Below are 12,325 nucleotides of genomic sequence, written 5' to 3'. Positions count from 1 at the left end.
TCACCCGCCCCCCAGCACCTTGTACAACGTCACCCGATTGGCCTGTTCCGTCAGCCGCAAGGTGATGAGCGCTTGTTGGGCGCTGAACAGCGAGCGTTGCGCGTCCAGCGCCGCCAAATAGGTGTCGGCCCCGGCTTGGAAACGGGCGTGGGCCATTTCGTAGGCGCGTTGGTTGGCCAACACCAACGCTTGTTGCGCCGCCAAACGTTCAGCCAACGAGGCACGCACCGACAGCGCATCGGCCACCTCTCGGAATGCCGTTTGCACCGCTTTGTCGTAACTCGCCAAGCGCAGATCGCGGGTGATTTCGGCTTGGCGCACTGCCGCTGCGCCAGCACCGCCATCAAAAATCGGCAGGCTCACCGAGGGCACAAAACTCCACGCTCCGCCTTGGAACAAGTCCCCCAAATCGCGGCTGGCCGTGCCTGCCGTGGCCGTCAGGCTGATGCGTGGAAAGCGCGCCGCCCGCGCCGCACCGATGTTGGCGTTGGCCGCTTGCAGCAGGCGCTCTGCCGCCAGCACGTCCGGGCGGCGTTGCAGCACGCTGGACGGCAGCCCTTCGGGCACGCTCACCAAAACGGTGGCGGCGGGTTCGGCATCTTCCGGGCGCGGCAACCAGGCGTCCGGCACCGTGCGGCCCGTCAGCAGCGCCAGCGCGTGGCGGTCGCGCTGCACTTGGCTGGCCGCTGTCGCCACGCTGAGGCGTGCCGCCTCCACCGAGGTTTGCATCTGCACCAAGGCCAAGCCGGACACCGCCCCCAGCGCTTGGCGCTGCTGCGTCAGTTGGTAGGTGGTTTGCTGGCTTTGCAAGGTCTGCTGCGCCAGCACTAACAACTGTTGATCGGCGGCCAGGGTCAGCCAGGCGGTGGCCACATCGGCAATCAAACTCAGTTGGGTGCTGCGCTGCGCCTGCTCGGTGTTGAGGAAAGTTTGCAGCGCCGCTTCGCTCAAACTGCGCACGCGCCCAAACACATCCAGCTCCCAGGCCGACAGGCCCAACCCAACGCTGTAGGTGCGCGAGATCACATCCACCCCGGCGCTGCTGGCTTCGGCGGGGGTGCGCGTGGCCGTCATGCCGGCGTTGCCGTTGATCGTCGGGACGGTGGGCGCATCCTGAATGCGGTAGGCGGCGCGGGCTTGTTCCATGGTGAGCCAGGCCACGCGCAGATCGCGGTTGTGCGCCAAGGCCAGGGCGATGACCTCGCGCAGCCGGGCGGAACTCACCAGTTCTTGCCAACCCAGGTTGTATGCCGAGGGTGCCGAAGCCGCGTCAGCCGGCGCCGAGGCGGCCGCTTGGGGCCATGCATCGGGAATGGCCGCTGCGGGCCGCTCGTAATCGGGTGCCAGCGAGACACACCCCGCCAGCCCCGCGAACCCCGCCATCGCGGCAACGCCCCACGCCGTTTGCATTGAACGCTTGAACCTCACAGCACGCCCTCCCTACGCCCGGAGGCCACCGCTTGGCGCCGTGCGAAGTACCCCCGAATCACCACAAAAAACACCGGCACGAACACCATGCCCAACACCGTGGCGCTGGCCATGCCGCCCAGCACGCCGGTGCCGATGGCCCGCCGGCTGCCCGCCCCCGCACCGCTGCTGATGGCCAACGGCAGCACACCGAACATGAAGGCCAGCGAGGTCATGAGGATGGGCCGTAGCCGCAGCCGCACCGCTTGTTGGGTGGCCTCGATCAAGTCCATGCCCTGCTCTTGCAACTGCTTGGCAAACTCCACGATCAAGATGGCGTTCTTGGCCGACAGCCCCACGGTGGTGAGCAAGCCCACTTGGAAATAAACATCGTTGGACAGCCCCGCCAAGTGCGTCAACCCCAGCGCCCCGACGACGCCCAGCGGCACCACCAGCATCACTGAGAACGGCACCGACCAGCTTTCGTACAACGCCGCCAAACACAGGAACACAAACAGCACCGACAGCGCATACAGCGCCGGCGCCTGCGAACCCGACAGCCGCTCTTGGTAAGACTGGCCGGCCCACTCGTAGCCCACGCCTGCCGGCAACTGGGCGATGAGTTCCTCCATCACCGCCATCGCGGTGCCGGAACTCACCCCCGGCGCGGCCTCGCCGACGATTTCGTACGCCGAGAAACCGTTGTAGCGCTCCAGACGCGGCGCCCCGAACGTCCACGATGTGCTGGCGAAGGCCGAGAACGGCACCATCGCGCCGCTGCTGTTGCGCACCTGCCATTGCAAGATGGCTTCGGGCGCCATGCGAAACGGTGCGTCGCCTTGGACGTAGACCTTTTTCACCCGACCTTGGTCCAAAAAGTCGTTGACGTAGCTGCCCCCCAGCGCTGCCGACAGCGTGCTGTTGATGTCGCTGGTGGACAGGCCCAAGGCCCCAGCACGCCGGTCGTCGATTTGGATGCCGAGCTGGGCCGTGTCGTCCAAACCGCTGATGCGCAGTTGTGTCAACTCGGGTCGCTTGCGGGCGGCTTGCAGCAATTGTTCACGCGCTTGCACCAGCGCCTCGTGGCCCAGGCCCGCACGATCTTGCAATTGCAGCGTGAACCCGCCGCTGGAACCCAGGCCGCGCACCGTCGGCGGTTGCATCACGAACACCCGGGCATCGCGCAGGCTGGACAGCTCTTTGTTGGCCCGTCGCGCCAGTTCGGCAGCGCTTTGGTTGGCGTTGGGCCGTTCGCTCCAGTGCTTGAGGCGGATGAACGCTCGGCCCGTGGCCTGATCGCCCGAAATGCCGGTGGCAGTGGTGTAGCCCTCGATGTCGGCTTGCTGGCTCAACCACTGCTCGAAGGTTTGCATGGACTTCATGAGGCGCTCTTGCGTCGCCCCGGGCGGCAAGCGCACCTCGGCCATCAGCGTGCCTTGGTCTTCCGCTGGCAGAAAGGACGTGGGCAAACGCAGGTACATCACCCCCATGCCAACGACGATGAGGGCGTACACCGCCATCATGCGGCCACCGCGTCGAACCCAATGGCCGGTGAGGACGGTCAAGCGGTTGCCGCTGCGCTCGAACCCGGTGTTAAAGCCGCTGAAGAACCGCCCGAGCCAGCCCCGGTGCGCCGGGTGGTGTTCGCCTTGGGCCAGCGGCAGCAGCAGCGTGGCGCACAGCGCGGGCGTCAAACTCATGGCCACGGCCACGGACAGCAGCATCGCCGACACCACGGTGATGGAAAACTGCCGGTAAATCACCCCGGTGGAGCCGCTGAAAAACGCCATCGGCACGAACACAGCGGACAGCACCAGCGCAATGCCAATCAACGCCCCGGTGATTTCGCCCATCGAACGGCGTGTGGCTTCGCGGGGCGGCAAGCCCTCGTCGCCCATCACGCGCTCGACGTTTTCCACCACCACGATGGCGTCGTCCACCAGCAAACCGATGGCCAACACCAGGCCGAACATCGTCAAACTGTTGATCGAGTAACCAAACGCCGCCAGGATGCCCAACGTCCCCAGCAGCACCACCGGCACCGTGATCGCCGGAATGAGCGTGGCGCGCCAGTTCTGCATGAACAGGTACATCACCGCCACCACCAGCACGACGGCTTCCAGCAAAGTCTTCACCACTTCTTCGATGGAGATTTTGACGAAGGGGCTGGTGTCGTAAGTCAGGGCGGATTGGAGCTGGTAGGGGAAGCCCGGTTGCAGCTCGGCCACCTTGGCTTTGACGGCGTTGGCCACCGCAATGGCGTTGGCCCCTTGCGCCAGGCGGATGCCCAAACTGGCCGAAGGTCGGCCTTTGAAGCGGGTCGAAATGGTGTAACTCTCGCCCCCCAGCTCGACGCGGGCCACGTCGCTGAGTTTGACCACGCTGCCATCGCTGCCGGTTTTCAGGACGATGTCGCGGAACTCGCGCACCGTTTGCATCTTGCTGCGCGCCGTGATGGTGACGTTGAGCTGTTGCCCCGGCGCCGCCGGCAAACCGCCCACCTGCCCGGCGGACACCTGCGCGTTTTGGTTGTTGATGGCCGCACTCACGTCCGACGGCATGAGGGCGTAACTGGCCAGCTTGTTCGGATCGAGCCAGACGCGCATGGCGTGGCTGGTGCCCAGCAACTGGATGTCCCCCACGCCATCGAGGCGGCTGAGGATGTCCACCACGTTGGCGCTGAGGTAGTCGCCAATCTGGATGTTGCTGGCCGTGGCGTTGGCCGAATAGAACGACATGATCATGAGGTAATCCGTGCCGGTTTTGGTCACGGTCACCCCTTGGTCTTGCACCGCTTGGGGCAGTTGTTTTTGCGCTTGCTGGAGTTTGTTTTGCACCTGCATTTGCGCCACGTCCGGATCGGTGCCGGCCAAAAAACTCAGCGAGATGTTGGCTTGCCCCGATGAGGAACTGGTCGATGAGATGGACAGCAGCCCATCCAGCCCCTTCATTTTTTGTTCGATGACCTGGGTCACCGAGTCTTCCACCGTTTTGGCCGAGGCGCCAGGATAGGTGGCGTTGATGGTGACTTTGGGCGGGGCGATGTCCGGGTACTGTTCGAGCGGCAGTTGGTGGATGGACAGCAAGCCGCCCAGCATCACCAGCAAGGCCAGCACCCAGGCAAAGATGGGGCGATCAATGAAAAAACGGGCCATGGTCGCGCCCCTCTCAACGTGCCGACGCGGCAGAAGCCACCGCCGACGCTGCTCCCGACGCGCTGGCTGCCACCGGATGGGCCTGCACGCTGTCCCCCGGCTTGATCTTTTGCAGCCCTTCGACGACGACGCGCTCACCCGCTTGCACCCCCTCACTCACCAGCCAGCCGCCGCCCAGCGTGCGCCCGACCGTGACGGCGCGGCGCTGCACCTTGCCATCGTCACCGACCACCCAGACGCTGGCGTTGCCGCGTGCATCGCGTTGCAATGCGGCTTGCGGCACCACCAGGGCCGATTCGGCGCTGCCGGTTTCAAGCACGGCACGGACGTACATGCCGGGCATCAACAGGCCATCGGGGTTGGGGAATTGGGCGCGCAGCGTCACCGCGCCGGTGCTGGCGTTGACGGACACGCCGGCAAAACTCAGTTTGCCGGGGCGGGGGTAGGCGCTGCCGTCTTCCAAAATCAGTTTGATTTGCGCGCTGTCGGTGCCGATGCGCTGGAATTTGCCGCTGGCCCAATCGCGTTTCAGGCGCAGCAGTTCGGCGCTGGATTGGCTGACATCGACTTGGATCGGGTCGAGCTGGCGCACCGTGGTCAGCGCCGTGGTTTGGTCGGCGGTCACCAAGGCACCCGGCGTGACGCTGGACACATCGACCTGCCCGCCAATCGGCGCCGTCACCTGGGTGCGGCTGAGGTTGAGTTGGGCGGCGTCGAGGTTGGCGCGGGCGATGGCCCAATCGGCTTCGGCTTGCTGTTGGGCGGCTTGGGCATCTTGCACGTCTTGCTGGCTCACGGCCTGCACTTTGAACAAGTCGGCGCGGCGCTGGGCGGTGAGCCGGGCGGCGTCGAGGGTGGCTTGGGCCTTGGCCACGGCGGCCTGGGCGCTGGCCCGTGCGATGCGGTAGCTGTCCGGCTCAATCTGGTAGAGCACCTGGCCGGCTTTGACCCGTGTGCCCTCGGTGAACAGCTTCGCTTGGATCAGCCCGCGCACCTGCGGACGCACCTCCGCGACGAGTGGCGCATTCACCCGCCCCGGCAGTTCGGTGGACACACTGACGCGCTGGGGCGCCAGCGTCACCACCCCCACGGCGACGGGGCCGCCGGCCCCACGCCCAGCGCCACTGGCCGCTGGGGCGCTGGCCGAGGCACTGGCCCCGGTGCCGGCGTTGGGTTGGCAACCCACCAAGGTGCTCAACACGAGCATCCAAGTCAAGGCCAGAGCCAGCGGGCCCCGGCGGGTGGAAAGAGCACGAAACGAGAGGTCAGACATGCGAGCGCCATCGACAAAATGGGAGGAATGGCGCGCAGGGTGCCGGACAAATGTGCAGCAAATTTGCAGGCCCGCGTTTCGGAAAACCACATTTACAGAAGCGGTGGCAGGCCCCACAGTGCGCCCCTTGTGTGATTTGGGTGTGTGTGTGATGTCGTTTGTGACTTCGTTGCCCCGTCGCACCGCTTGGACAGGGATTGCCCTGGCCGTGGCGGGGGCGATGGCTTTTTCCGGCAAGGCCATCCTGGCCAAGCTGATGTACCGCCATGGTGTGGACGCCGTCACGGTGGTGGCGTGGCGCATGTTGATGTCCCTGCCGCTGTTCGCGTTGATGGCGATTTGGGCCGGGCGCGGCAAACCCCCGTTGACGCGCCAAGATGTGATCGCCTCAGCCGGGTTGGGGTTTTGTGGTTACTACGCCAGCAGCATGTTGGACTTCTACGGCCTCATGTACATCAGTGCCAGTTTGGAGCGCCTCATCCTGTATTTGGGCCCGACCCTCGTCATGGGGCTGTCCGTGGTGTGGTTCAAGCGCCCGGTGCGGCGGCGCCAATGGGCGGCGGCTGCGCTGAGTTACACCGGGGCCATGGCCGTGTTTGGCCATGAGCTGGGCCATCAAGGGCCACAGGTGGCGCTCGGTGCGGCGTTGGTGTTTGCCAGTGCGGTGACTTACGCCATTTACCAACTGGCGTGCGGCGAGGTGGTCAAGCGCCTGGGGTCGTTGCGGCTGACGGGGTTGGCTTCCAGCGCTGCCTGTGTGTGGTGTTTGTTGCACTTCGTGCTGGTCAAACCCCTGGGGGCGTTGGTGGTGCCGACGCCGGTGTTGGCGCTTTCGGCCCTTAACGCCGTGGCGTGTACGGTGGTGGCGGTGCTGCTGGTGATGATGGCCATTGAACGCATCGGCCCGACCTTGAATGCGCAGATCAGCATGATCGGGCCGATTTCCACCATCGGCCTGGGCGTGTGGGTGCTGGATGAGCCGTTCACGCCCTGGCTGCTGCTGGGCACCGCCTTGGTGCTCACCGGGGTGACGTTGGCGACGCGCTGGCGCTGATCCTCAGTTCGAACACACCTGTTCGCCTGTGGATTTGCGGTAGCACAACGGGTCGTTGCGGTGGGTGCTGGTGGGCGGTTGCATGGGCTCAATGGCGGGCAGGACGGTGCGCCGTTTGCAGTCGTCACGCTGAATCTTGTCCAGGTACTGCTCGCAACTGGTGACAGCACCACTGGATTGGCACCCTGACAAGATCAGCAACAGCGCCAGGCACAGCCATGGGGTGGGTGATTTCACAGCCTTCACAAAAACACTCCTTGTGGTTTGGAATCGAGAGACGAGAGACAAGGCGAGGGCGAGCGGAGCGGTTCAGTCCCACCAGTGAAACAGGCCATCACCCATGGTCGTGGGGCGCCAGTAGCGGATGTCGGCCTCGCTCATGCCGGGCAAGCGGCGAAAAGGCGCCTGGAGTTCCTGCGGCGACAACAGATGCACTTCCAGCGCGCCCAGTGCCTTGGCCAGCACATGGCAGGTCACGAAACGCAGCCGGGGCACGCTGGGATCGAAACTCGCTGCACAAGCCCAATGCCCTTGCACCGAGCGCAGCAAGTACACGGTTTCTCGTGGCAGGCGCATTTCCGCTGCGGCAAAGTTGGGCGTGACGCCAGGGCGGTGCAGCGCACCAACACGCCCCCCCACCCGGGATGCCACCGCGTTCACCACGCGGGCAAAGTCTTCCGTTGCCATGGGCACAGGGCAGCATGCAGGTGCCACATGACGCAGGCCGTTTTCTGGCACAAACTCGGTGTGCGGCGCGAACGCTTCGGCCTGCCGGGTGATGCTGGCGCACAGATCGGCGATGGCCGCGTCGTAGGCGTTGCGTTCAAACCGGTACACGCCCCGAGCCGCGTGGGGGCTGACGATGTCCCAGGTGACGGCGGCGTCGTCGGCCCGAACGGTCACGCCCGTGTCGATGCCCACGCACTCGGGCACGCCGCACCAGCACGTCAAGATGAAAAACGAGCCCGACCGCACCTGGCTTTGCAGCAACAGGCCGACGTCGAGCGCGTAAACCGACGCATCCACCAACGGCAGGCCGTCGATGAGCACGCGGGGGACGAGGTAGGTGGTGCCGTCACGCACCAAGGCCGCGATGTCAAATCCCAGCCGGTGGTCTGCGGGGGCCGGCCCCGTGGGGCCTTTCAAGGGCGGTTTGGGTCTTTGAGCCATGCGCTCAACTCGTTCGTGCGTTGGCGTGTGGCCGCAGCCAAGCAGGATTTGTGCTGAATGCTTTGCAGGCTTTCGCCTTCACGGCTGCCGCGTTCGAATTCACACTGCAAATCACGGAACTTCAGCCATGCCAGTTGCGCACTCTTCAAACGTTCTTTGCCATTGTCCTGAAGCTGGGCCATGAGCTTGCGATAAGCGATGTTCAGTTCCAAGTCCTCGCGCTGGTACGCCTCGCGGTTGGATTGCAGGTCGTTTTTGGGCACGTCTTGGCGGTTGTCATTGGTCTGGGCCTGTGCATTCAGCGGCAGGCCCCCAACCCAGAGGCACAGCGTCAAACAAAAGGCCGGAGCGATGCGATTCATGTTCAAAAACCGGGGTCAAGAGGCAGCGGCGGGCAGTCTGACACAAGGCAGCGACAATCCGCGCATGAATGCCTCTGTTTCCTTGTCCGCCGCCCTGAGCCTGAGCTTGGCATGTGCCGCAGCCTCGGCGCAGGAGCGCCCCGACTGCCGCAGCTTGGCCGATGATGCCGCCCGGCTGGCCTGTTGGGATGCCCAATCTTCGACGCCCCCGGTGGTGTCCGCCCCACGTGCAGACACAGCCCCCAAACTCCAGCCCGGCAACCTCACCGGGGCCCTGGACGCCACTTGGGAGCTGACCCCCGAGCACAAACGCGGCACCTTTGTGGTGCGAACCTACCAGCCGACGTACGTTTTGCCGGCGGTGTACACCAACCACATCAACAACCGTCCCCACAGCCCTACGCAGCCGGTACCGAGCAACCCTTCGGATGGCAAGCATGTGGAATCGCAGTTCCAAGTGTCGCTGCGCGTCAAGGTGCTGGAAAACTTCGGGTTGCCCAACGCCGATTTGTGGTTTGCCTACACCCAGCAATCGCTGTGGCAGGTGTGGAACCCGGCCGATTCGGCGCCGTTTCGCAGCACGGACTACCAACCGGAAGCGTTCTACATCGTCCCCGTTCCTGCGGCGTGGACGTATTTACCCGGCGGGTGGCGCTGGCATGCGGTGCAAGTGGGGGTGGCGCATCAATCCAATGGGCAACGTGATCCGCTGTCGCGCAGTTGGAACCGCACCACGTTTGGCACGCTGTTATCGCGTGGGGATTTGGGCTTGAGTCTCAAATACAACCAACGCTGGCGCGAAAGTTACAGCGACGATGACAACCCCGATTTGCTCGATTACACCGGCCAATTTGAAGCCACCGCCAGTTGGCTGCGTGGCTACACCGCGTCGTCTTTGACCTGGAAGGGCACCACGCGGGACGGGTCACGCGGGTCGCTGCAACTGGACATCAGCCATCCCATCAACCACCACCAGCCCGACGGGCTGCGCTGGTTTGTGCAGGTCTTCACGGGCTACGGTGCCAGTTTGCTGGACTACAACGTGCGCCAGACCCGTCTGGGCCTGGGCGTGCTGCTGTTCCAGCTTTGAACGCGTGCGGGGGGCCTCAGCAAACGGGATCGGGCTGGGCACCTGGCATGACAAACTCCTGGGCCAAACCCTCCAAGCCCATGACCAAGTTGCAGCCCGCCTCTTTGGCGCGGTACATCGCTTGGTTGGCGTGGCGTTGCAGCGCTGACAAACTGTCCAACCCCGGCTCATGCACGGCCACCCCGATGCTGGCGGTGATGTGAACACGCGGCCCGTGAGGGCCTCCCACCGTCAAGGGCAGGGCTTCCACGGTGGAGCGCAGGCGCTCCGCCACCCGCAGGGCACCGTGCCCATGGGTGCGGGGCAGGAAAACGCAAAATTCTTCGCCCCCGACACGGCCCAGGATGTCATGGCCCCGCAGTTGGGCTTGCAAGGCGGTGGCCACGCCGCACAGCAGGGCGTCCCCGGCGTTGTGGCCGTATCGGTCGTTCACTTGGCGCAGGTGGTCAACATCAATGAAAAGCAGCGCGTAGGGTTGAGCTTCGTCGCTGACTCCTGCGTGGATGTGGGGCTCACACGCTTGTTGAAAACCACGCACGTTGAGCACCCCGGTCAGCGGATCTTGGGTCGAGAGCTGGCGCAACTTGGAGCGTGATTCATGGATGGCGGTGTGCGTCTGTTGCACATGCCGTGCGTAGGACAGAAACATCAGGCTCGTGGCCATCAGTGCGGACACCAGCGTCACCATGGCGGTGGGCGAATACGGGTGCATCAGCAGCGGGTTGGCAGCGGCCACGGCCAGCATGGACAGCAGCCCGGTCACCACCCCAGCGCGGGCGCCCAGCAGGATGAAACTGCTGCCCAAGTGCATGAAGAACCACAGCACGCGCAGTTCGTCTTGTTGCAGCGTCAGCAAGCCGGAGAGGTTGAGCAACAAACTGCCGCTCCAGTATGCCCAGCTCACGGGCGCGAAGCGTTCCCGGTGGCCCCAAACGAAGGCCAACAACAGGGCGTTGAACGGCGCGAACAGGCGCACCGCCCAGCGGTGAACCTGGCTCAAATCGACCAGGTGCATCAGGTCGGCCAAGCTGAACACGCCGGCCACCAGCACGGCATTGCCCAGGGCGGTGATCAGGAAGCGAAAACGAAACAGCTCGTGCTCTTCGTCTTCGTTGAAGCGGGCGCCACCCCACCACCAAGGCTGCCGTTTGCTCATTGCGTTGTGTGGGCTCGGAAGGGTTGAAAAATCTGAACGTATCCTAACGGGCCAAAGGAGCGGAAACGATGGGAAGCGTCTCCCTAAATCCAGTAGAGTCCCGCCTCCGTTGCTGTGCTCGCTATCGAGATCCATGACCCGTTTGCAGACTGAATTGGCTCGCCTTTACCTCCCCCGTCCCGTACCGGATGGGGCAGACAACAGCAATCCTCATGCCTGGCTGGACGCTCAAGGGAGAACCCGGGTGCTGATGCTGGAACTGCGCCGTCCCGCCGATGGGACGATGTTGAGCCACATTTGGCGCAGTGTGCAGGCCGATTGGGAATGGCCGGCGCCGGCGATGGCGGTGTCGGGCACCGATGGTTTGCAGTTGTGGTTTTCGCTGGCCGAGCCGGTGCCCGTGGTGGAAGCGGTGACGCTGCTGGCTGGTTTACGGCAGTGGCATGTGCCGGGCTGGGGGGCGCATCGGGTGCGGCAATGGCCGGAGCAGCCGGTGTTGGGTGAACTGGCGCCGGTGCCTCGGTGCGAAGCGGCCAGTGGCCATTGGGCGGCGTTTGTGGCAGCGGACTTGATGCCGTTGTTCGAAGAATCTCCGTGGTTGGACATTGAGCCGGGTGAGGAGGGGCAGGCGCAGTTGTTGGCGGGGTTGCGCAGCATTCGGCCAGCACAGTGGCGAGCGGTGATGGCACAGCTCCAGCCGGTGTTGGTGCCGCCCTCGGTGCAGGCGCCTTTGCCGCAGGGGGTGGCAAAGGCGGGGGAGACGAACGATCCACGCCGGTTTTTGCTGCGCGTCATGAACGATGAAGCGGTGCCGATGGCGTTGCGCATTGAGGCGGCCAAGGCGCTGCTGTTGCACCCGGCTCAGGATGCGCGATGAAAAAAATCATCGATGCAATCAAGGCGGCACAGGCCAAAAGCGCTGCCGCGAAAGCCGCTAAGAAGAAACCACCGCCCGTCCCCCCGTTGCCGGCTCCACCGACAGCGGCACTGCCGGTGATGGCCAGCATCGAAGTTATCGAGAAGCCTTCCAAAATCACGATTGCCAACGGTTTTTTTTCTTACGGTAATGTGGTGGTTCAAAACCGCAACATCATCTCTTTCTCGATGACCAGCACGTCCATTTCGGTGGACAACAAACGCCCTGCGGGCCCATGGTTGCTGCGCAATATTGCGCTTTTCCTGCTGGCTTATTTGTACGTGTCAACAGCCGTCTGGCCGGATTTGCCTTCCCATAAATCACTGCCTGTTCCACCATTGGATTTGATTCCGGGGTTGACTGTATCGGTGCCGACCTATCACCTGATTTTGCTGGTGGTTTTAACCGGGGCTTGTTTGATACTGCTGCGAATCGCTCTGAAAAAAATCAAGCTGTTTGCTCCAAAACGCACCATCTCCCGATTCTTTTTTGAAGTTGAGCTTTCTACACCCAAACGGCTGATTTTTGCATGCCCCAGCAAAGAGTTTGCGGAAGATTTTCTGAAGAAAATTCAGGCAGGTATTGACCATGGCCGGCGCAAAATCACGGCGGACTTCAACACAAAGAAGGTCGATGTGGAAACCATCGCGTGACAATCTAGGGGCTGCGTGCTGGCCTGCGTCCGCCAAGCCGCTCAGGTGTGCGTTGCACGTCCACTGCCCCCCGTGATTCGCTTCAAGAA

11 protein-coding genes are annotated in these 12,325 nt (G+C 63.8%); 4 read left to right on the top strand and 7 right to left on the bottom strand.

Annotated features, from left to right (window positions below; genetic code table 11):
- The 3 genes from VITFI_RS17215 to VITFI_RS17205 are packed head-to-tail and all read right to left on the bottom strand — an operon-like array spanning nucleotide 1 to nucleotide 5,835.
- Nucleotides 1–1,410: an efflux transporter outer membrane subunit gene (locus tag VITFI_RS17215; protein WP_089418381.1), complete on the bottom strand. Its 1,410-nt coding sequence runs from the start codon at nucleotides 1,408–1,410 to the stop codon at nucleotides 1–3.
- A 14-nt stretch (nucleotides 1,411–1,424) separates the two neighbouring features.
- Entirely contained in the window at nucleotides 1,425–4,562 is a 3,138-nt protein-coding gene (locus VITFI_RS17210; RefSeq protein ID WP_089418380.1) for an efflux RND transporter permease subunit, read from the bottom strand.
- Between the two features lie 13 nt (nucleotides 4,563–4,575).
- Nucleotides 4,576–5,835: an efflux RND transporter periplasmic adaptor subunit gene (locus VITFI_RS17205; RefSeq protein WP_089418379.1), complete on the bottom strand. Its 1,260-nt coding sequence runs from the start codon at nucleotides 5,833–5,835 to the stop codon at nucleotides 4,576–4,578.
- Nucleotides 5,836–5,986: 151 nt separating this feature from the next.
- Between VITFI_RS17205 and VITFI_RS17200 the strand changes: the two genes are divergently transcribed.
- A complete protein-coding gene (locus VITFI_RS17200) occupies nucleotides 5,987–6,889 on the top strand; it encodes a DMT family transporter (protein ID WP_089418450.1) in 903 nt (300 codons plus the stop codon).
- Nucleotides 6,890–6,892: 3 nt separating this feature from the next.
- On the opposite strand, the gene VITFI_RS17195 is transcribed toward VITFI_RS17200, so the two are convergent.
- The 3 genes from VITFI_RS17195 to VITFI_RS17185 form a co-directional block, all read right to left on the bottom strand.
- Nucleotides 6,893–7,135: a hypothetical protein gene (locus VITFI_RS17195; RefSeq protein WP_089418378.1), complete on the bottom strand. Its 243-nt coding sequence runs from the start codon at nucleotides 7,133–7,135 to the stop codon at nucleotides 6,893–6,895.
- 63 nt (nucleotides 7,136–7,198) lie between these two features.
- Nucleotides 7,199–8,059: a hypothetical protein gene (locus tag VITFI_RS17190; protein ID WP_157725770.1), complete on the bottom strand. Its 861-nt coding sequence runs from the start codon at nucleotides 8,057–8,059 to the stop codon at nucleotides 7,199–7,201.
- The gene (locus VITFI_RS17185; RefSeq protein ID WP_089418449.1) at nucleotides 8,032–8,421 is read right to left on the bottom strand and encodes a lysozyme inhibitor LprI family protein; all 390 of its coding nucleotides are present in this window, start codon (nucleotides 8,419–8,421) and stop codon (nucleotides 8,032–8,034) included. The genes VITFI_RS17190 and VITFI_RS17185 overlap by 28 nt, the downstream gene beginning before the upstream one ends.
- A 64-nt stretch (nucleotides 8,422–8,485) precedes the next feature.
- Between VITFI_RS17185 and VITFI_RS17180 the strand changes: the two genes are divergently transcribed.
- Nucleotides 8,486–9,511, top strand: coding sequence for a phospholipase A (locus tag VITFI_RS17180; protein WP_157725769.1), 1,026 nt, complete (start codon nucleotides 8,486–8,488; stop codon nucleotides 9,509–9,511).
- Nucleotides 9,512–9,527: 16 nt separating this feature from the next.
- Here the strand turns inward: VITFI_RS17180 and VITFI_RS17175 are convergent, their stop codons facing one another.
- The gene (locus VITFI_RS17175) at nucleotides 9,528–10,667 is read right to left on the bottom strand and encodes a GGDEF domain-containing protein (protein WP_157725768.1); all 1,140 of its coding nucleotides are present in this window, start codon (nucleotides 10,665–10,667) and stop codon (nucleotides 9,528–9,530) included.
- A gap of 133 nt (nucleotides 10,668–10,800) precedes the next feature.
- Between VITFI_RS17175 and VITFI_RS17170 the strand changes: the two genes are divergently transcribed.
- Entirely contained in the window at nucleotides 10,801–11,544 is a 744-nt protein-coding gene (locus VITFI_RS17170; protein ID WP_157725767.1) for a hypothetical protein, read from the top strand.
- Nucleotides 11,541–12,236 (top strand): hypothetical protein, encoded by a 696-nt coding sequence (locus tag VITFI_RS17165; RefSeq protein WP_089418373.1) that lies wholly within the window; start codon nucleotides 11,541–11,543, stop codon nucleotides 12,234–12,236. The genes VITFI_RS17170 and VITFI_RS17165 overlap by 4 nt, the downstream gene beginning before the upstream one ends.
- The last annotated feature ends 89 nt before the right edge of the window (nucleotides 12,237–12,325 follow it).

The sequence above is a fragment of the Vitreoscilla filiformis genome, from assembly GCF_002222655.1.
In the GTDB taxonomy this organism is placed as follows: domain Bacteria; phylum Pseudomonadota; class Gammaproteobacteria; order Burkholderiales; family Burkholderiaceae_C; genus Ideonella; species Ideonella filiformis.
This window is presented reverse-complemented; position numbering and strand designations above follow the sequence as displayed.